This window comes from Parasediminibacterium paludis (assembly GCF_042651445.1).
Taxonomy (GTDB): domain Bacteria; phylum Bacteroidota; class Bacteroidia; order Chitinophagales; family Chitinophagaceae; genus Parasediminibacterium; species Parasediminibacterium paludis.
The window spans coordinates 430,309-452,306 of the sequence record NZ_JBHSDC010000012.1 but is presented as its reverse complement, the minus strand read 5'-3'; the positions used below and the strand labels follow the sequence as shown (position 1 = coordinate 452,306).

Below are 21,998 nucleotides of genomic sequence, written 5' to 3'. Positions count from 1 at the left end.
GTTTATCTCTGCTCAGTTAGATATTTGGTGCAAGGATCATCAAATAACACTTGTGTTCATACAACCATGTAAGCCTATGCAGAATGGTTACGTTGAGCGCTGTAATGGCAATATTCGTAGAGAATTGCTAAACGCTTACGTCTTCCAATCATTAACAGTGGTTCGGGAAAAAGCAGAAGAATGGCGAATGGATTACAACTGTTCAAGACCTCATGCTTCGCTTGGCTATGTACCACCAGCTGAATACCTTAAAATCCAAATCCTATAAAAACTGAAAACAGAGAATTTTATACTTTTGAATGTAGCGGATTTTAGGGGAGCTTACATCTCGTCCTGCAAAAATTTTACACTTTTTGTTATTAATACTGATACATGTTTACAAATATGATTTAATCCTTTTTAGGGTTTACGGTTTTAAGGGCTGTAGTTTTTCCATATTATTGAAGCAACCGTACCGTTTTAAACTTATCCATAAAATGGCTTAGCTTTTAACTACCCATCATTAAAAGCGTATAAAGCCATTTTGTGGATAAGTTTGGCTAATTGTTGCCATTCAATAATCGTGGTAAAACGGTGGATTTAAACCACTGTTATTACCTGATTTTTTTGCTGTTTTTTTTGATAATAATTTGTCCATTTTTTGGGTATATCTCCTTTCATTGCATGTGCTTCTGCTGGCTTTAAATTATTGATGCTATTGTGTGGTCTAATAAAGTTATACGTACTTATTGCCACTGCAATGGCTGGTTGTGCAACACGAAAACCACTATAGCTTTTTTCCAATAATTCGGTTTTTAAAATACTATTTACCCTTTCTGCAACGGCATTTTCTAATGGGTCGCCATGCTCGGTCATGGATATTTTTATGTGCTTATCTTTTAATGCCTTTACATAAGCATCGCAACAATATTGCACGCCTCTATCGCTATGATGAATGAGTCTGGATACATCTTTGGTGGCACCTAATGCCATTTTTAAAGCTTGCAATGGTCCTTGGGCTTCCAAACTTTTGTGTAAGCAAAACCCTACTATTTTATGGATGTACAAATCTGTGATTAAGCTTAAGTAAGCAAAGCCGACAGATAAATGTATATACTTTATATCGCTTACCCACAGGAGATTGGGTGCATCGGGAACAAAGCCTTTTATAATGTTGGGATACTTTCTATAATGGTGTTTTGAAAAGGTGGTGATACTGCCTTTTCGTTTGTGTCTTCTTACCAAGAAATCATTATCCCGCAACAAAGTAAATAGCCCATCCTGGCCAATTGTAAATTGGTGTTGCCCTAAAAATAATTGCAGCTCGCCCAATAATTTCCTAGTACCCAAATGTTTTTGATGTACCCTGTACCGCAACACTTCGGTAATAATTAAATCGGCTTCATAAGCCTGTTGTTGCAAATATTTTTTGTACTGATAATAACCTTGCCTGAAATTACCAAGTAGTAAACAATGGTTGTTATTACAAAGAGGCCGCCTTTGCCCAACTGTTTCTACTGATTGGTGCCAAACTTTTTTCTGATACTGATTTGAAGGTCTTTTTCTGCAATGTCAATCATGGTATTAAGCAGCTCATTGCGAAGCTTTTCTTTGTGCAGTGCTTCGGTTAAAACAACTAGGGCTTCATCCAGATTTACAACCGCTTTTTGAGGCGTATCGTTAGCTGACTTTTTCTTAGGTTTTTCCTTGCCTTGAAACTTCATAACCCACGAATGTATGATACGAAAATCAACATCATATTTTAATCCTAATTGACGGTAGGTAGATTTACCTAATAAATACTCTGCTACAATCACCCCTTTATCAAGATGGCTTGTGATACACATTGTCATAAATTTTTACACTTTTGTGTAAACCTATTTTAGGTCGAGACAGTTCAATTTGGTAGAAACATTCAAGACTTATTAGATAGTATGAACAGACAAAAACAAAACCCCAAAAAAGTAGCCTTGTGCGATAAAATTTCCATTCATATAAATTCTAAATTTTGTGGTTAAATCTTAAAAATATGACGTTGTCTGAATTTACAAATACTTCCGGAAAAAATTTCAATACTTTATATAAAAGCGATTAGTACACCTATATTGACTTTACCCAATCTAAAAGTGGGGCTTTAAAATAATGGCTGGTTGAAAATATTAATTGAACTTTTCAATACTACTTTGATTAATTTTTTACCGAAAACTGTGATAAAGCTAATCTAGATAAAGATTAACTGACCTTGATAAACTTCTTAAATAGGTTGCCATTTATAAGGTGTTTGTTAGCATAAACTATTTCACCATTAAGAGAGAGCGTGAACATTTTTTTAGAAACGAAAGAACCCTTGTGCATTAAAGCTTCTATACTATTGATGCATTCATTTTTTTGTTCATTGATAAGGCTAGCATTTTGAAATTCTAATTTCTTCAAAAGCAAGTTTCTTTCAGTTTCTAAATGCTTTACTGTAATTAACAGGTTAACGTGTTTCTTTTCATCCTGCTCATTTAGAAAAATAATGGTGTCATTAAGTAATTGATCATCCCATTTTATTGGTCGGATATTGATAGGCTTTTTAATGATACCTTGGCTAAAATGAATATAATAGTCGTTTAAAACATCACAAAGGTGGGAGAGCATTATAGGTGATTATTTATGGTTAAATTAAGATTTTATAATTGGTTAGAGAGTAAATATCAGATATCTTAATCTTCTTTTACCTGATAAGCTTTACCTATAACACTATATTAAGTTATTAACTTCATTTCACTTTTATTTGATTTAATGTTTTAATATTTATCCAATGTATTAGAATGGTTTAATTATATATTTTCTTAGGTTGCAGATTACAGAGATTTATCAAGCCTTGCCTTTTTGCCATTTCGTTTAAATCGTTAAAAAATCTAGCGTTGCACCATAGGGACTTAATTAATCTTGCATATAAATTAAATGATAGTCTACATCAATTTATATAGTTGGACATCTTTGGAAATATGGATATTATCTATAGGAGTTTTATTCGCATAGGGCTTTGTCTATATATAAATATCTAATCCGTTTTATTTTTTTACTTTCAACATTAATTTCCTAAAATTCCAAAATGGCGTTCATATCTTTAATCAAAAAGTTCGTACTCAAGGTAGGCGAGACCACTTTGCTCGATTGATGACGATTCTTGATAGAATCGCCATTTTTATTTTTCAAAATTTATTAACTCTGAAGTATCTGTACAATGATATCACCCAATTTAGGGGTTCTGTGTACTAAATTCTACCATAGATAAATACATTTTTTTTTAGAACTAAGATTACTTTAACTTTAATTTTTAATTGTATTTTTCTATGAAGGAGAATTCTTCTTTGGATTTTCAAAGTATTCTTGACATACAGCACCGCATTGCTGAGTATGAAGATATCACAGCGTATAAAAAATTATTTTTTAATTTATTTCTAAAACTAAAAAGTTTTTCTTTTTCAATTGTTAAATCTAAAGAAACTGCGGAAGAGATTGTTTCAGACGTTTTTGTTGAAATATGGGCAAAACGAAAGCAATTGCTTGAAATAAAAGATTTAAAAATGTATATTTATAAATCTGTAAAATATGCTTCTTTAAGAAAACTCCATAAAACCAAGAAAACTAGAATCATTTTTTTAGATGATTTAGAAGTAGAATTTACCAGTCCAGACCAGGACGCTGCAAGCCTTTTAGTTACCAATGAATTAAAGGAAAAAATCGAATTTTCTATTGAGCAATTGCCTCCACAATGTAAAATAATTTATAAATTAGCAAAAGAAGATAAACTAAGTTACAAAGAAATATCGGAGTTGCTTAATATAAGTGTTAAAACAATCGATAATCAATTATCTACAGCATTAAAAAAAATTGCATCAGTCTTAGCGACTAATATAAAAAATCCGAATACTCAGCATCTAAAATAAATTTTAACTTTTTATAGGGGATTCATTTCATTTCTGTCTCTATTATAGTACTTGTACTATGACTGTAGAAAGAATTTGGACTTTAATGTCTAGGAAATTATTAAACGAAGCTACTCCAGCCGAATTAATAGAATTGGATGAGTTAATAAAAACTCATCCTGACGCTGCTATAATTACCCACACCGTACAACAACTTTGGAATATTCCTAATGAAAATGAAGACGATTTTTTAGAAGCTACATATCATTTACATAAACAAAGATTAAAAGATAGAAGTTTTGATTTGGAGTTAATGGATACTGAAAAAGGATTTTTGAATTTACAACAACCAAAAAGATATAAAAGGAGTCTCATATTAGGTATTTCAATGGTATTATTCATCTTTGCGACTAGTATTTTCGTCTTTTTTTATAAAGATAATCCCCCCCATTTAGCTGTTAAAAACAAGATAATTCAAAGTGAAGTAAGTACAAAAAGTGGTTCTCGCTCCAAAGTGCAATTACCAGACGGATCGTTGGTGTGGCTAAATAGTAGTAGCAAACTTACTTACAACAACGACCATTTTGGCGAAGCAATTAGAGAAGTTACCTTATCTGGCGAAGCTTTTTTTGACGTCGTAAAAAATCCACTAAAACCATTTATCATCCATACTAATAAAATGGATATTAAAGTTTTGGGAACTGCTTTTAATGTAAAATGCTATGCAGGAGACAAAAACAGCGAAACAAGTTTGATACGAGGAAGTATAGAAGTAACATTAAAAGACAGGCAGGAAAAAATAATGATGAAGCCCAATGAAAAATTGGTGGTTAATTCGGAAGATAGCAAGATAGGTAAAGCCGTTCTGCCGATAGACAAACACGAAAAAGTGGTAACCATCAAGTCTCAACCAATTATCGAATTAAGCCACTTGACCTTATTTCCAAGCGATAATTCTGTTGTAGAAACGGCTTGGGTAGATAATAGACTCGTTTTTAACAATGAAAGCTTAGAAGATATTGCCATAAAAATGGAGCGTTGGTATGGGGTATCCATTGTTATTACCAACGAAAAATTAAAGAAAGTGTTGCTAACTGGGATACTAGAAAAAGAAACTATTTACCAAGCTCTCAATGCAATGCAATTGACTACCCCATTTACTTACAAAGTTGATAAAGGAATAATAACAATCTCTAAATAAAATAAATATGAAAACAATCCAGTTAAATTCATCATAAACATAAACTGAAATGTATAACATTTCAGAAACTCACCTCAAAAGACAAATTAAACCAATGCCATATTGGTTTTTAAGCCTTTAAGTTTACAAAAAAAGCAAAATATGAAAAAAAATCAACGATTGTCTGTGATGAAGCCACAAAATTTTATTAAATTTTTGGTACATATGAAACTCTTTATCGCTATTACACTTATTACAAGTTTACAATTATCTGCTAAAACATATTCGCAGCAGCGTATAACGCTTAAAGTTCAATCGACCGAGCTAAAATCAGCATTAAAGCAAATTGAGCGAAAAAGTGAGTTTAGGTTTTTATATAACAATGATTTGCTTACTTCCAATCAAAAAGTAAGTATTAATGCCAACAATATGTTGGTGACCGATATCCTAACGGATATTTTTAAAGCTACACCATTGAGTTATCGTGTTTTAGATAATAATTTGATTGTTATCACGCCAATCAAGCAAGTAACTCAGGATATAAAAGTTAGTGGAAAGGTTACAGGTACCAATGGCGAGGCACTAGCAAGTGTGTCTATTCAAATAAAAGGGTCAAAAGTAGGTACTAGCACGAATGCATCTGGTACTTATTCTATATCTGTACCAGAAGGTGCAACGCTTATTTATTCTTACGTTGGATACGACCCAATTGAAGAACAAGTGGGTAAAAGAACAGAAATAAATGTTAGCTTAAAACCAGATACAAAAGCACTAGATGAAGTAGTAGTAATTGGCTATGGTACTGCTAATAAAAGAGATCTTACAGGGTCCATTACAAAAGTAAGTGGTAAGGAAGTTGAAGATAAACCAAATACCAATCCAGTTGCGTCTTTGCAAGGAAAAGTAGCTGGATTATCCGTGGTAAATAATGGTACACCAGGTGCGGCACCTGATATACGTATTCGTGGAACTGTGAGTATTGGTAATGTGCATCCCTTGTACGTTGTAGATGGTATATTTAATGACAACATAGATTATATCAATCCAAGTGATATAGAATCCATTGAAATTTTAAAAGATCCTTCATCGCTAGCTATTTTTGGTGTTAAAGGTGCAACAGGTGTTATTGCCATTACTACAAAAAAAGCTAAATCGGGTCAAATATTAGTGACCTATAATGCTAGTTATGGAAGTAAAAAATTAGTTGATAAGATTAAATTGGCAAACGCTGATCAATTTAAAACTTTATTTGCAGAAGAAAATGCCAATAATGGTATTACTACACCATACGACTATACGGGTTTAACTGCCAATACCGATTGGATAGATGCGGTTACTAGGCGCGCGCAATTTTCAACCAATAATTTAAGTGTTTCGGCCAATACTGATAAAAATAGCTTTCATTTTGGTTTGGGCTATACTTCTGATGAAGGTATTATTAAAAATGAACGGTTACAAAAATTATTATTTTCTCTAAACGATGAATTGAAAGTTACTAAAGGGATTAAGCTTGGTGTTAATTTGAATTATTCTAGAACCAATGCACCTTATAATGCATCGGGAGTTTTAGACAATGCAAGAAAGGTAGTACCAATGGTGTCTGCTGGTACAAAAAACTTCCGAGTGAAAAATCCATATGGTAGTGATAGTATAAATACAGATATCTATTCTGGTCTTAATGTTGGTCTTCAATCATCAGGCGTTGTAAACCCATTATTATACGTAGAAAACGAATGGGACAAAACGATAACACTTGAAAACAGGACCATTGGAAGTGTCTATACGGATATCAATTTCCTTAAAAATTTTAACTTCAGGGCTACTTGGTATGCAGATATGAGCAATGTAAGTAGCAGGCAATATGTTCCTTTATATTATGCCTATAACCCTGTTAATAATACGCCTTATCTATACAATCAATCAACCAGTGTTTCTGAAAGTAACACAGATTATCGTAAATTTCAACAAGATTATATCTTGAACTACAAGAAAAGTTTTGGCAGTCATAGCCTTACTGCAACTGGAGGTTTTACAACCTATTATTTTGGATCTTTTGGTAGATACGGTAAATCAAGCCAAAGCCTTACTGGTTCGCCGATTCCAAATGATCCTAGGTTTTGGTATCTTACCAATGGTTTTGAAGATCCAACTAGTACCCAGTCATCTTCTAGTCAAAGCGAATATGCAACGGTATCTTATTTAGCTAGAATATTATACAATTATAGATCTAAATATTTCTTAACAGCCTCTTTTAGAAACGATGCATCATCAAGAATACCAGCGGCAAATCGTAATCAACAATTTTGGGCTGTAGGTGCAGCTTGGGACATTAGCAAGGAGAGCTTTATGGCCAATCAGAAAATATTTAATTATTTGAAGTTGAAAGGATCAGTGGGTGTATTGGGCAACCAAACAGCATCTCAGTTAGACGGAACCCCAATCGATTATCCAGCCTATCCTAATTTATTAACTGGCAATAATGCAGTTTTTGGAACCAATGTTCGTTCATCAGCTAGCCAAGCTTATATAGAAAACCCTAATTTAAAATGGGAAACAGTTTCTGCACAAGAAATCGGCGTAGAACTGAATGCATTTAAGAATCGCTTACATTTTGAGGCCAACTATTTCAGTAAAACAACTAATAATTTATTAACCTATGTAAGCAGAGCATCTATCGGTTTAAAGGATGAATTAATTAACGGTGGTAGCATTAGAAACTGGGGTGAAGAATTTTCGGCTAGTTGGAACCAAACTTTTACTAAAGATTTATCGTTAAGTATTGCTGGCAATATTACGTTCTTGAAAAATAAAGTACTTAGCTTAAGTGCAGATTTACCAACAGGTGTATTATCTAGAAATTTCCAAAATAATGGTACTGCTGAAAGTAGAACAGAGCCAGGCAAGCCAATTGGCTATTTTTACGGATATGTGCAATCGGGTATTTTTCAGAGTTATGCTGATATCTTAAAATCACCAGTACAATCTGCTCTCGGCGCTTATAGACCAGGTGATATTAAATACAAAGATGTAAATGGTGATGGTGTTATTACACCAGATGATAGAACATTAATTGGAAATCCAACTCCAAAGTTTACCTATGGTACTTCTATCACGGTTAATTACAAGCACTTTAGCTTAGGTGTTGATGTAGGTGGTGTTTATGGTAATCAAATATTCAGAACTTGGGGCGCTTTAGAATCACCGTTCCAAAGAACCAACTATGGGGCGGATAAAATTAACAGATGGCATGGCGCAGGCACTTCAAATTTTGTACCTATTTTAAGTCAAGCCGATAGAATTAATTATCTAGGTTCTACATATAGTATAGAAGACGGTAGTTATTTCAGGATTCGTAATATACAGTTGGGTTATAGTTTAAACCCACAATTATTATCTAAAATAAATTTGAAAAGTTTACGAGTATTTGTAAATGTTCAAAATTTAAAAACTTGGAAAAATAACTCAGGATATACACCTGAATTTGGTGGCGATGCAACAGCATTCGGTTATGATAATGCAGGTGGTGCTATTCCAATGATTAGTACAGTAGGTTTAAATGTTACTTTTTAAATAAATTAAAATAAGCTATATGAAAAAAAATAAACAGTTAGTTTGGTTTTTGCTACTTGCAATGACCATTATCGCTGGCCTAGTTTCAGGCTGTAATAAATTTCTTGATAGAAAGCCGCTTACTGCTACTTTAAATGATTTAAACCAAGGCGCAGTAGAAGCCCAAAGTTTAAATCTTTATACCACATTAAGAACCTATGCAGGCTTTTCTTTATTACCATGGCTCGATTTTCACAGTATCCGCGACGACGATGCCCAAAAAGGTAGCAGCCAATCGGATGGTGCAGAAATTAATGCGGAATTTGAGAACTTTAATTATTCTAAAGACGACTGGGCTCCAAATACTTATTGGAATGATCATTATACTATGATAAATCTTGCCAATAACGAACTACACGATGCAGATTCTTTGAAAGTAACTGATGCTGCATCTCTTCGTAATGTTGGAGAAGCAGCATTTTTTAGAGCCTACTCTTACTTCGAATTGGTAAAAACCTATGGCGATGTACCTAAACTGACTCAAAAAATTGTGAATGCCTCAGATGGTATTAAACCTAAATCGCCAGCAGCCGACATTTATGCATTAATAGATTCAGATTTGGCAATTGCCTCTAAATATTTGCCAATAAATAGCTCGGTATATGGTGCTGGTTATGATGGTAGATTAACAAGCGGTGCAGCCAATACCTTATGGGCACAAACCTATTTATTCAGAAGTAATTGGGCTAAAGTAGTTACTTTATGTAATCAAGTAATTAATTCAGGTCAATACTCTTTGGCAACAAGATTTGTTGATATTTGGAAAGATGGCACAAATGGTGCTGGCAAAAATGGTCCAGAATCGATTTTTGAAATGCAGGCCACTGACGGTGCTAATGCAGCAAGTAATTCTAAACAAGATAATGGTACAGATTGGGGTACTTGTCAACAGGTACGCCAAGGGGGTGCACCAAATGTGTGGAACCTTGGTTGGGGTTGGAACACGCCAACGGATGTGTTGGTGAATGCTTGGGATGATACTGATCCGAGAAAAGCAGCAACAATTTTATACTCTGGCCAAAGCGATGATCCTGCAAATGGAGGATTTGGTGCCACATTGCCAAATTATGACGCTAACGAGGCAAATGGAGGTATTGCTAGAAAATATTGGAATAAGAAATTGTATATAGGGAACGACCCCGCAATGCGCGCCTATACGGGCTATATCAATGGTAGTGGTGCTGCACGTTGGATAAACCATCGTATTCTAAGATATGCAGATGTAATTTTAATGTTGGCAGAAGCTTCTAATGAATTGGGCGATGGTGCAACAGCTGAAGCAATGGTAGAGAAAATTAGAGCAAGAGCAAGAGGTGGCAATAATGCTGTACTCCCACATATTTCTTTTTCGAGCCAATCTCAGATGCGTACCGCTATCAAAAATGAAAGAAGGTTCGAATTTGCCATGGAAGGATATCGCTTCTATGACTTAGTAAGATGGGGAGATGCCGTAAGTGTATTAGGCTCCTTGGGTTATACTAATCGTTGTCGCTTTTATCCTATACCACAAAAAGCAATCGATTTATCTGGTGGTGTATTAAAACAAAATCCTGAATGGTAGTAAAATATTGATGCTATCTAAATAACCATGATAGATAGCATCATTTTTTAAAATTCATCTTAAAATTTGAATCATGAACAAAAAATATCTAATAGCTAATTATGTTGGTTTGATTCTAACATTTGGCTTAATAATTACAGGTTGTCAAAAAATTGATCACCCAGTTTTAGGCGATTATCCGAAAGATGCCAATGCACCTGGCGGTCCTTTGAAATTTTATGCTGCTTTAGATGGCAAGGCTGTTGATAGCATTCGAGCTAATTTTGGTATTGACAACAATACATCTTACGTACCAGGTGTTAATGGTTTAGCTGTTCAACTAAATGGCTCTAAAAATGGGTATGTAAGTTTTCCCTCTGCAAACGATTTTGGCAATTCTTCAAGCTTCAGTATTTCATATTGGATTAATATAACGTTGGCGCAGAAGGACAATAACCATGCAGTAGGTGTGTTATCTTTTGCAAATGCAAAGAATTTCTGGGGCAATATTACGTTTTACGCAGATAATAATACAAAAGGTAATACAGACAGTATGGACTTAAAAATACATTTCGGTGATGTTAATAATGGTGACAACTGGAATTTTGCAGGCTATAATTTTACTAAAGCATGGCCACATATGTATGACGGTAAATGGCATCAAATTGGGTTTACTTACGATGCGTCAACTCTTACCGGAATCGTATATCGCGACGGTGTACAATTTGATATGAAAACTAACCAGCATATTGTTTTCGAGAACCCTTCTCAAGTTATTCTTGGTGGCTTTCAAGAAGCTGCAGGCGTTGTAGATAGTTACTCGAACAATACTTGGATGGCGGGTTTTCCTGGCATTATTGACCAGGTAAGGTTATATGGAGTTGCATTATCACCGACAGATATGGCTGCTTTATATACAAATAAACAATAAGTAAAGTTTAATTTTCATGCAAAACTGTTATTAAAAAGGGCTGCATCTAGTATTTCAGCCCTTTTTAATCTATTGATCTTTGATAATCGTAGTCTTTTGAATGCTGAAGCTTCTTTACTATTTGACACTCTTTGTCAAAAGTAATAGTACTTTTTGGGTTTCTTCAGGGTAAACAGTAATCAGATGTGAACGTATTCGAGCTGCAGTGGGCGCAGTATTGCCTGGTAAAAAGACGGCAATAGCTTTAGAAGATTTAAGTGGCATGTGACAGCTAATACAATCTCGTTTTATTATAGCACCATAAGAGGCAATAAGCTTACATTCAGTTTGATGAGTAGCACTGTTCTGGTTCTGATGACAATTCAAGCAACGCTGAGAAAATACAACAGTATTGCCTCTTTCATTATCGTGTGCGTTATGACATGTATTACAGGTCATGGTGGTACTCATTTTAAAACATTTGCTTGCTTTCAGTAGTCCATATTGGTTGCCATGAACATCGATGTTATTCGGATTGGGCACAGTAGTATCGCTTTCAAAATAATTAGCTAGCGTATCTCCGATGGCAAATTCAAAGGAAGGCTTGGTTTTTTTTAGCCTGCCGCCATGGCAAGATGCACAAAATTCTAAGTTTTGTTGTCGTGTTAATGTCGCAGGATTAATAATGTATTTAGCTGTTTTAATATTAGGATTTTGGGTTTGAAACGCAACATGTTCTGCACCAGGGCCATGACATTTTTCACAGCTGATACTGTAAATAATTTTTGTGTTATCAAATTTTTCAGGTGTATTGTAATCCGTTGGTAATGTTTTGGCGAATGTGGTATGACATTCAAGACAACGAGAGGTAATCGGTCGATTAAATATGATTTTATTAGGATATCCAGGGCTATTTGACCATTCTTTGGCAGCACTGAAATAAGTAATTGGTAATTGAAAAAATTGGTTGTTGTGAATGGTAATAAAAGACTGTCCTTTTACACCAGAGCCAACAACAATATCAAAGCGATGTGCAGCTTTTTCAATACCGTTATCGTATTCAACCTGATAAAAACCGGTACTACGTTTCTCCATGGCTACAATTGTATTGTTACCATAGCTGAAGCTGTTTTCGCTAGGTGCAAAACTACCTTTAATTGATTGTTCTGATGCAGGTTGTGACGTCAGTGCATGTGCTGTATGTATATAATTAGTATAAATCTCTTTATGGCAGTTGGCGCATGTAGCAGAGCCAGCAAATTGCTTGCCTGTAGCATTTTTAAGAAGACCATCTTGTTCTTTGCTTTTATCGATGCATTTACTTAAAAATAAAACCAACAAACTAATCACAAATATGGTCGTTGCAGATCGTTTATAAAGAGCATTTTTTTTCATAATCAATTCCTTAAATTCATTAATGGCACAACAATTTATACATTTAAATTGATACCCTTTACCATTATGCTCAATTAAATTATCAGCTATTTATTCTATGAAATATTGTATTTATATCTACTAAATATCTACCCATGTCCATCGTAAGATTATCTATTTTCATTTTCATTATTATGGCGGTTTTTGGAATGACTTGTAAAAAATCCCAACAGCTTTTTACTGTATTATCTCCTTCTTCTACTAATATCCATTTTGAAAATACTCTGAAAGACCAAAAGGCATTTGGCATCTTGTATTATCTTTATTATTATAATGGCGGTGGCGTAGCTATTGGTGATATTAATAATGATGGGCTTCCAGATATTTATTTCACAGCTAATACAAAAGGTGGGAATAAATTATATCTTAATAAGGGTAATTTTCAGTTTGAAGATATTACAGAAAAAGCAGGTGTAGCTGGTACATCAGATTGGTGTACGGGTGTAACGATGGCAGATGTAAACGGCGATGGTTTATTAGATATCTATGTGTCTGCCGTAAATATTAATGGTAAAATACAAGGACATAATGAATTATTTATTAATAAAGGATTGTCAAAAAGTTCTATCGCCGGGCAGCCAGGTGACATTAGTTTTACTGAAAGTGCTAAAGCTTATGGCTTAGACTTTTCAGGCTTTACAACGCAGGTTGTTTTTTTTGATTATGACCATGATGGTGATTTAGATTGTTATATCCTTAATCAATCGCATAAAGCCAATGAAAACATTGTAGATACCATTAACAGGCGCAAATTTGATCCAGAAGCTGGCGATAAATTAATGCGCAATGACATGAATACACCTGTAAAAAAATTTACAGATGTATCGGCTGAGGCAGGTATTTTTCAAAGTAATCTTGGATATGGATTAGGTATTGCAGTTGCTGATTTGAATAATGATGGCTGGGATGATATTTATATTGGCAATGATTTTCACGAAAACGATTATTATTATATCAATAATGGTAATGGTACATTCACCGAAAGTGGTGCCAAACACTTTAAGCACTATAGTCGGTTTAGTATGGGCAACGATATTGCCGATTATAATAATGATGGTCAACTAGATGTAGTAACAGTTGACATGCTGCCATCAGAAGAAAAAACGTTAAAATCTTATGGCAGCGACGAAAATGCGGATACCTATAAGTTTAAACTCATTAAAAATGGTTTTCAATACCAGTACTCTAAAAATTGTTTACAGCGTAATAACGGTAATGGTGTAAGTTTTAGCGAAACAAGCTTACAAAGTGGTATTTCAGCCAGCGATTGGAGTTGGGCGCCTTTATTTGCAGATTTTGATAATGATGGCAATAAAGATTTGTTCATTTCTAGCGGAATAGTAAAACGACCTGTAGATTTAGATTACATTCGATTTGTTTCCAATATGTCTCTAAGGCAAGCAATGAATCAAACGGATGAGTTTGATAAAGATGCCTTAACTAAAATGCCTGATGGTGCATCGCATCCTTATTTGTACAAAGGCGATGGGAACATTGGTTTTACAGATATGAGTGATGTTTGGGGTACAGGTCAGTTAAATGGTTATTTCAATGGTGCGGCTTATGCAGACCTTAACAATGATGGAAATTTAGATTTGGTCATCAATTGCCTTAATGCACCGGCCAAAATTTTAAAAAATAATGCACCTACAAAAAAATCAATTTCTATCACTTTTAAAAGCGAAGGTTTAAATACCTCGGGTATCGGCGCTAAAGCCTATGTTTTTGCTAATAAAAAAATGCAATACCAACAGCTGATGCTTACAAGAGGATTCCAATCTTCTTGCGAACCAAAGCTTCATTTTGGCTTAGACACCACCACTAATATTGATAGTTTATTGATTATATGGCCTAATCAACAATACCAATTATTGAAAAATGTAAATACGGGTAAGCCTCTTGTTGTTCAACAAAAAAATGCAACTAGTCATTTTGACTACGCTTCGTTCTTTCCAACACCAACACCTCAATTCACGGATATTTCTAATCAAATAAACCTCAGTTGGACACATCGCGAGAATGATTTTATTGATTTTAATATGCAGTATTTAATTCCACATATGGAATCGACGCGTGGCCCAAAAATTGCAGTTGGTGATGTAAACAAGGATGGTTTAGATGATTTTTTTGCCTGTGGCGCTAATGGTCAACCAGGTTGCTTGATGCTTCAAACAAAGAATGGAACATTTATACCATCTGATACGTCAGTTTTTAACAAAAATGCCAATACGGATGAGGTTGATGCAGTATTTTTTGATGCTAATAATGATGGTTTTCCAGATTTATACGTAGTAAGTGGTGGAAATGAGTATCAAGATGGCGATCCAAGATTAGCAGATAAATTATATATGAATGATGGACATGGACATTTTACAATATCGGAGGGTAATCTACCTAGTTTATTAATCAATAAATCTTGTGTTACAGTCGCCGATATCAATAATGATGGTAATATGGATTTATTTGTTGGTGGACTAGCCAATGCAAAAAGATATGGTATGTCACAATCTTCTTATTTGTTACTTAATGACGGAAAAGGGCATTTTACCTTAGCATCAAATTCTACGATTGCTTTAAAAGCCATAGGGATGGTAACAAGTGCTACGTTTTTAGATATAAATAATGATGGTTGGATGGATTTGGTGGTTGCAGGAGAATGGATGCCAGTGAAGGTATTTATGAACAATCGTGGCGTTTTTACTGAAAATAATTTGCCAAAATCTACTGGACTTTGGCAAACCCTTTATGCAACAGATATTAATGGTGATGGACTTCCAGATGTATTGGCAGGCAATTGGGGGCATAATTCTAAATTGTATGCTGGAAAAAATGGTCCATTAAAATTGTATGTCAAAGATTTTGATAAAAATGGATCGCTAGATCAAGTGATGGCTTATACAGTGGATGGTAAAGAATATACTTTTTTAGCAAAAGATGAGTTGGAACGTGCTATACCCGTACTAAAAAAAGCGTATGTTACTTATGGTGAAGTGGCAGGTAAAACTGTACAGTATATGTTTTTTGATCTATTTAAAGATTACAGTGAATTACAAGCAGAAACACTTAGCTCTACCTGTTTTATCAATGATGGAAAAGGCGGATTCATTAGTTCCCAGCTCCCAGACGCCGTTCAATTTGCACCCGTTTTTTCGTTTACATCTCTTGGAAGTACCAACTTTTTAGCTGGTGGTAATTTTTATGGTGTTATTCCTTACGAAGGCCGATATGACGGTTTGGTACCATCTATTTTTTCATATGCAAACCAAACCGCCTCCTTTAAAATGAAAAGCATATTACCAGCTATTGATGGGGAAATAAGAGATACGAAATGGTTAACAACTAAAGGTGGGCAAAAGCTATTATTAATCGCTAGAAATAATGGAACCATCGTTTTTTTAAAGCCTACGAAATAAAAGCGCCTTTATGAAAATTTATCATCTGATTATTATATGCTTATTTTTTGGGGCTTGTGGCAAAAGCGGCACCACAACCACAATGCCTGTAACACCTGTGATATCAACAGTAAATATTACTAATATTACATTAAACAATGTCTCTTTTGATAATATGCTATATGGTATCGCTATTGTACCAAGCATTTCGATACAATTTTCCCAACCTATTAATCGAAATTCAACGCGTGCTATTATGTTAAAAGATGCAAATGGAACAATGATATCCACCATTACAAATTTTCAAAATCACGATTCTACGTTACTCATTCAACCAAGTTCTGCTTTACAATACCTCTCTAAATATTTCTTTTCAATTACTAGTAACCTACAATCTGCTTCGGGGGGAGGCCTTACAACGCCAATAGATAAAGTTTTCCTCACTCAGATAGACTCTTCCAATAAATTTCCTATTGTAGATGATAGTATATTATTAGACAAAATACAACAGCAAACTTTAAAATACTTTGTAGATTTTAGCCATCCTGTAAGTGGCTTGGCTAGAGAACGCAATACCTCGGGAGATATAGTAACTACAGGTGGTTCTGGGTTTGGTATTATGGCAATAGTAGCTGGCATTAATAGACATTTTATTACAAGATCGCAGGGCTTCATGCAGTTGCAAAAAATTGTAGGCTTCTTGAAAAATACAGCGCAAAAAGTGCATGGCGCGTTTCCACATTGGTTAAACGGCTCAACTGGGCTTATTGTCCCTTTTAGTGTAAAAGACGACGGTGCAGACTTGGTAGAAACCTCTTACTTATTGCAAGGCTTACTTACGGCTAGGCAATATTTTACTAATAGTAGTGCCGATGAAACCAACTTTCGGGCTGATATTAACCTTTTATGGAATGGCGTAGAATGGGATTGGTTTAGGCAAAATAATCAAAATGTATTGTATTGGCACTATAGCAATAATTATTCATGGGATATGAATGTGAAAATACAAGGTTGGAACGAATGCTTAATTACCTATGTATTAGCCGCATCTTCTACCACACATGCAATACCAGCTGCTGTTTACAATAGTGGATGGGCAAGAGGGTCTGGCTTTATAAACGGTAGTAGCTATTATGGGTATCCATTACCTTTAGGTCAGGTACAAGGAGGCCCTTTATTTTTTTCGCATTATTCTTTTTTAGGGATTAATCCAAATGGCTTGATGGATGCGTATGCCAATTATACCACACAAACTAAAAATCATACACTTATTAATTATAGCTACTGTGTGGCTAACCCGCAAAATAATTATGGATACAGTAATGCTTGTTGGGGGTTGACGGCCAGTGATATTCAAAATGGCTATACAGCTAGCTCACCCACCAATGATATTGGTGTAATAGCCCCAACAGCAGCTATTTCCTCTTTACCCTATACGCCAACAGAATCTATGAGGGCACTAAAATTTTTCTATTATACCCTAGGCGATAAACTATGGGGAGACTATGGTTTTTATGATGCATTTAGTTTAAAAAGTACCTGGTTCGCAAATTCTACTTTGGCAATAGATCAGGGACCAATTATTGTAATGATCGAAAATTACCGCACTGGGTTGTTGTGGAATTTATTTACCAGTTGCCCTGAAGTTAAAACAGGAATGCTAAACCTTGGTTTTAAAGCACCCTACTTATAAATTAAATAATAATAATTATAATATGAAAAATATAAAGTTGCACTTTTTATTATTAATAATGGTAGTTGCACTGCAAGCCAATTGTTCCAAACCAGGAGATACGTCTACTACCTCGCCTGTAGTTCCACCTGTAACGCCACCACCTGTGGTGACTACTAACGATGTTGACTTTTGGCTAACCCAAGGTGACCAGAGTGTATTATTACAAAAACAATCTGCGGTGTTATCTTTTGGCACAAGTAGTAATAGTTATATTAATATAGATGTGGATTCTACACAACATTACCAAACTATTGATGGCTTTGGATACACACTTACTGGTGGTAGCGCTTATCTTATTAATCAGATGAGTGCTACAGCAAAGGCCAATTTGTTGCAGGAAATATTTGGTTCTAGTAGTACTTCTGTTGCGGTTAATTATTTACGAATCAGTATTGGTGCATCCGATTTAAATGCGAGCACTTTTAGTTATGATGATCTACCTGCAGGGCAAACGGATATTAATTTAAGTAATTTTAGTCTCAATGCAGATAAGACAGATTTGATTCCTTTATTAAAGGAAATTTTAATGATCAATCCCAAAATTAAAATTTTGGCCACACCATGGTCCCCTCCTATTTGGATGAAAGACAACAATAGTTTTGTGGGTGGCAGTTTGCAAACTGCTTATTATGACGTGTACGCCAAGTATTTTGTAAAATATATTCAGCAAATGAAGGCAGAAGGTATTACAATAGATGCTATTACACCACAAAATGAACCATTAAATCCAAATAACAATCCCAGCCTTGTAATGACAGCATTACAGCAGGCGAATTTTATAAAAAACAATCTAGGACCGGCATTTCAAACGGCCAATATCGCTACTAAAATTATAGCCTACGATCATAATTGCGATCAGCCGAATTATCCAATCACTGTTTTAAACGATATTCAGGCAAAGCCATTTGTTGCAGGCTCAGCTTTTCACTTGTATGCTGGTGATATAAGCGCTTTAACAACTGTTCACAATGCTTATCCAGATAAAGACGTCTATTTTACTGAACAATATACAGCCTCTACTGGCGATTTTGGTGGCGATTTAAAATGGCATTTAAAAAATTTGGTGATTGGCTCTATGCGTAATTGGAGTAAAAATGCATTAGAATGGAACCTTGCTAACGATCCAAATTATGGACCACATACCAACGGCGGTTGCAACACTTGTAAAGGCGCTGTGACTATTAATGGTTCATCTGTGACCCATAATGTAGCTTTTTATATTATTGCCCACGCTGCTAAATTCGTACCAGCTGGTTCTGTTCGGATTGCTAGTAATACTAATGGGTCTATTCAAACAGTCGCATTTTTAACGCCTGACAACAAAAAAGTACTTGTTACTGAAAATGATGGTACCACAGCTGTTTCATTTAATATTAGATTTAATGGCAAATGGGTAACTACTCAACTAGCTGCTGGCGCAGTAGGCACTTATATCTGGTAATTTATTAAACCAACACACATATATGAAAAATAGTATTATCACTTTATCTTTATTAGCATTGGCAGCCTGTAACCAACCAGTTATTACCAATCAATCAGCAACTAGCAACAAATCTAATTTTACAGATGGCAAAAAATTAGTTGTGTTTACAACGGCTGATAGTAGTAATTTCAAATTATCTGCTACAGATACGCTGTCATTTAATGACCTTGCCCAGCCAAAAGAAACACAGATTTGTGTATTTGTGGATCCTTCGAAAACATTTCAAACTTTTTTGGGCATTGGTGCTGCGTTAACAGACGCCTCTGCTGAAACCTTTGCCAAACTATCGAAAGAAAAGCAACAGGAGTTTATGCAAGCATATTATGACGTGGAGAAGGGCATCGGCTACACATTTGGTAGAACAAGTATTCATAGTAGCGACTTTTCAAGTAGTAGCTATACCTATATCACCGAAGGCGATAAAGAATTAAAATCATTTAATATTGATCATGATAAACAATTTCGAATACCTTTTATTAAGCAAGCCATAGCCGCTGCAGGTGGTAAACTAACCTTGTTTGCAAGCCCTTGGAGTCCACCGGCGTTTATGAAAACTAATAACGACTTATTGCACGGCGGCACATTAAAACCTGAGGCTTATCAACCATGGGCCAACTACTATACCAAATTTATTAAGGCATATGAAAAAGAAGGGATTCCAATTTGGGGTATCACAGTACAAAATGAGCCTATGGCTACCCAACGCTGGGAATCTTGTGTTTACACTGCTGAACAAGAGCGGGATTTTCTTAAAAACTATTTAGGTCCTACCATGCAAAAAGAAGGTTTGGGTGATAAAAAAATCATTGTATGGGATCATAACCGTGATTTAATGTTTCAAAGAGCAAAAACTATTTTTGATGATCCTGAAGCAGCTAAATATGCATGGGGTATGGGCTTTCATTGGTACGAAAGCTGGAGCGGCGGTACAGAAATGTATGATAATGTGGCTAGGGTGCATGAAACATGGCCTGATAAAAACATTGTTTTTACAGAAGGCTGTGCCGAAAGCTTTAAAGCTGGTGCCTACTATAACTGGTCTTTAGGCGAAAGATATGGCCGATCAATGATTAATGATTTTAATAATGGAACAGTTGGTTGGAGCGACTGGAACATTTTGCTAGATGAAACAGGTGGTCCTAACCATGTACAAAATTTTTGTTTTGCACCAGTGCATGCCGATACCAAAACAGGTGCACTCATCTACACTAATGCGTACTATTATATCGGGCATTTTTCTAAATTTATACGCCCAGGAGCCAAGCGCATTAGTAGTGTGGCTAGCAGAAGTCAATTGCTAACTACGTCATTTAAGAACGAAGATGGAAAGGTAATTATCGTTGTGATGAATCAAAGTAACATGAAAACAGATTACAATGTTTGTATTGGTTCAAAAGCAGCGCAGGTAACCATCTTGCCACATGCAATACAGACGTTAATTTTATAATATAATTATTGCTTTAATTAATAACTTGCCATATGGAAAAGCGATTACATCGTTTTATACTATTTATAGTATTATTAGGTACTTGCTATGGGCCGAATGCACAAATAAAAAAAGTATATAAGCCCAGTAATTTATCTGATAGTGCTTTGCTTGATATTGTACAAAGGCAAACCTTTAACTATTTCTGGGACTTTGCGCACCCCATAAGTGGCATGGCGAGAGAACGAAGTAATGTGGCATTCAATTATGGCGAAGAAGTTGTTACAACAGGTGGCACTGGTTTTGGTGTAATGGCTACGATTGTAGCGACTGAGAGAAAATGGATTAGTAAAGATACCGCTGCTAAACACTTATTAAAACTGGTTAATTTTTTAACGAAAGCTAATAGTTATCATGGGGCTTTTCCTCATTGGTTAAACGGTGCAACTGGCCAAACAATACCATTTAGCCGTAAAGATGATGGCGCCGATCTAGTAGAAACAGCGTATCTATTTCAAGGCTTGCTTTGTGCTAGGCAATATTTTACTGGTTCAAATGCTACAGAAACAGAATTAAGAAACAGAATTGGCTGGTTGTGGAATGATATAGAATGGAATTGGTTTACAAAAGGTGGCGAAGAAGTATTGTATTGGCATTGGAGTCCAAATAATGGCTGGGCGATGAATTTTCCTGTTCGTGGCTATAATGAATGTTTAATTATGTACATATTGGCGGCCAGCGGTGAGCGCTATCCAGTAAGCAATGCCGTTTACCACCGTGGTTGGGCACAAAGTAACTTTTTTAAAAATGGAAAATCATTCTATGGTTACAAATTACCATTAGGTTTTGATTATGGTGGCCCATTATTTTTTTCTCAATATTCATTTTTAGGACTAGATCCTCACGATTTAACGGATCAATATGCAGATTATTGGGAACAAAATAAAAACCATACGCTTATTAACCATGCCTACTGTGTTGAGAATCCAAAAACGTTTAAAGGCTATGGCGAAAATTGCTGGGGGCTTACTGCATCTGATACCTATAATGGATACAACGCATATTCGCCAACAAACGATGAAGGTACAATTACTCCTACTGCGGCATTAAGTGCGTTTCCTTACACACCAGAATATTCTATGAGAGCGTTGCGGCATTTCTACGATGATTTGGGCGATAAAATTTGGAGCCAATACGGCTTTGTAGATGCCTTTAATGAATCTAAAAACTGGTACGCTACTTCACATTTAGCCATAGATCAAGGACCAATTATTATAATGATCGAAAATTATCGAACTGGCTTATTATGGCGACTTTTTATGAGTTGTCCAGAAATAAAAAAAGGATTGCTAAAATTAGGCTTTCAAAGTCGAAAATATAATATATTTTAATT

At 35.1% G+C, this 21,998-nt stretch carries 14 protein-coding genes and 1 pseudogene; 11 read left to right on the top strand and 4 right to left on the bottom strand.

Annotation, left to right across the window (positions count from 1 at the left end):
- A partial coding sequence (locus ACFOW1_RS08660) for an integrase core domain-containing protein (protein WP_379013623.1) occupies positions 1–268 on the top strand: 268 nt, incomplete at its 5' end.
- A 311-nt stretch (positions 269–579) separates the two neighbouring features.
- Here the strand turns inward: ACFOW1_RS08660 and ACFOW1_RS08655 are convergent.
- The 3 genes and pseudogenes from ACFOW1_RS08655 to ACFOW1_RS08645 form a co-directional block, all read right to left on the bottom strand.
- A pseudogene (locus ACFOW1_RS08655) lies at positions 580–1,458 on the bottom strand (IS3 family transposase); the annotation flags it as partial.
- Between the two features lie 35 nt (positions 1,459–1,493).
- Positions 1,494–1,832: a hypothetical protein gene (locus ACFOW1_RS08650; protein ID WP_379013621.1), complete on the bottom strand. Its 339-nt coding sequence runs from the start codon at positions 1,830–1,832 to the stop codon at positions 1,494–1,496.
- Between the two features lie 379 nt (positions 1,833–2,211).
- Entirely contained in the window at positions 2,212–2,619 is a 408-nt protein-coding gene (locus tag ACFOW1_RS08645; RefSeq protein ID WP_379013620.1) for a hypothetical protein, read from the bottom strand.
- A gap of 701 nt (positions 2,620–3,320) precedes the next feature.
- Here ACFOW1_RS08645 and ACFOW1_RS08640 point away from each other — a divergent pair.
- The 5 genes from ACFOW1_RS08640 to ACFOW1_RS08620 all read left to right on the top strand — a co-directional run bounded on the left by ACFOW1_RS08640 (position 3,321) and on the right by ACFOW1_RS08620 (position 11,156).
- Positions 3,321–3,917 carry a sigma-70 family RNA polymerase sigma factor gene (locus tag ACFOW1_RS08640; protein ID WP_379013618.1) on the top strand — a complete coding sequence of 199 codons (597 nt, stop codon included), beginning with the start codon at positions 3,321–3,323 and terminating at the stop codon, positions 3,915–3,917.
- Between the two features lie 58 nt (positions 3,918–3,975).
- Positions 3,976–5,097, top strand: coding sequence for a FecR family protein (locus ACFOW1_RS08635; protein ID WP_379013616.1), 1,122 nt, complete (start codon positions 3,976–3,978; stop codon positions 5,095–5,097).
- 204 nt (positions 5,098–5,301) lie between these two features.
- Entirely contained in the window at positions 5,302–8,646 is a 3,345-nt protein-coding gene (locus tag ACFOW1_RS08630; RefSeq protein ID WP_379013615.1) for a TonB-dependent receptor, read from the top strand.
- A 19-nt stretch (positions 8,647–8,665) separates the two neighbouring features.
- Entirely contained in the window at positions 8,666–10,246 is a 1,581-nt protein-coding gene (locus tag ACFOW1_RS08625) for a RagB/SusD family nutrient uptake outer membrane protein (protein WP_379013613.1), read from the top strand.
- A 73-nt stretch (positions 10,247–10,319) separates the two neighbouring features.
- A complete protein-coding gene (locus ACFOW1_RS08620) occupies positions 10,320–11,156 on the top strand; it encodes a LamG-like jellyroll fold domain-containing protein (RefSeq protein WP_379013611.1) in 837 nt (278 codons plus the stop codon).
- Between the two features lie 117 nt (positions 11,157–11,273).
- On the opposite strand, the gene ACFOW1_RS08615 is transcribed toward ACFOW1_RS08620, so the two are convergent.
- On the bottom strand, positions 11,274–12,530 hold the full coding sequence (locus tag ACFOW1_RS08615; RefSeq protein ID WP_379013610.1) for a multiheme c-type cytochrome: 1,257 nt from the start codon (positions 12,528–12,530) through the stop codon (positions 11,274–11,276).
- Between the two features lie 134 nt (positions 12,531–12,664).
- On the opposite strand from ACFOW1_RS08615, the gene ACFOW1_RS08610 reads away from it, so the two are divergent.
- Genes ACFOW1_RS08610 through ACFOW1_RS08590 form a run of 5 tightly spaced genes read left to right on the top strand, consistent with a single transcriptional unit; the run spans position 12,665 to position 21,996 of the window.
- Positions 12,665–15,982 (top strand): VCBS repeat-containing protein, encoded by a 3,318-nt coding sequence (locus tag ACFOW1_RS08610; protein ID WP_379013608.1) that lies wholly within the window; start codon positions 12,665–12,667, stop codon positions 15,980–15,982.
- A 10-nt stretch (positions 15,983–15,992) separates the two neighbouring features.
- Positions 15,993–17,654: a glucoamylase family protein gene (locus tag ACFOW1_RS08605; protein ID WP_379013607.1), complete on the top strand. Its 1,662-nt coding sequence runs from the start codon at positions 15,993–15,995 to the stop codon at positions 17,652–17,654.
- A 22-nt stretch (positions 17,655–17,676) separates the two neighbouring features.
- A complete protein-coding gene (locus tag ACFOW1_RS08600; protein WP_379013605.1) occupies positions 17,677–19,137 on the top strand; it encodes a glycoside hydrolase family 30 protein in 1,461 nt (486 codons plus the stop codon).
- 22 nt (positions 19,138–19,159) lie between these two features.
- The gene (locus ACFOW1_RS08595; RefSeq protein ID WP_379013603.1) at positions 19,160–20,626 is read left to right on the top strand and encodes a glycoside hydrolase family 30 protein; all 1,467 of its coding nucleotides are present in this window, start codon (positions 19,160–19,162) and stop codon (positions 20,624–20,626) included.
- A 32-nt stretch (positions 20,627–20,658) separates the two neighbouring features.
- Positions 20,659–21,996 carry a glucoamylase family protein gene (locus tag ACFOW1_RS08590; RefSeq protein WP_379013602.1) on the top strand — a complete coding sequence of 446 codons (1,338 nt, stop codon included), beginning with the start codon at positions 20,659–20,661 and terminating at the stop codon, positions 21,994–21,996.
- The last annotated feature ends 2 nt before the right edge of the window (positions 21,997–21,998 follow it).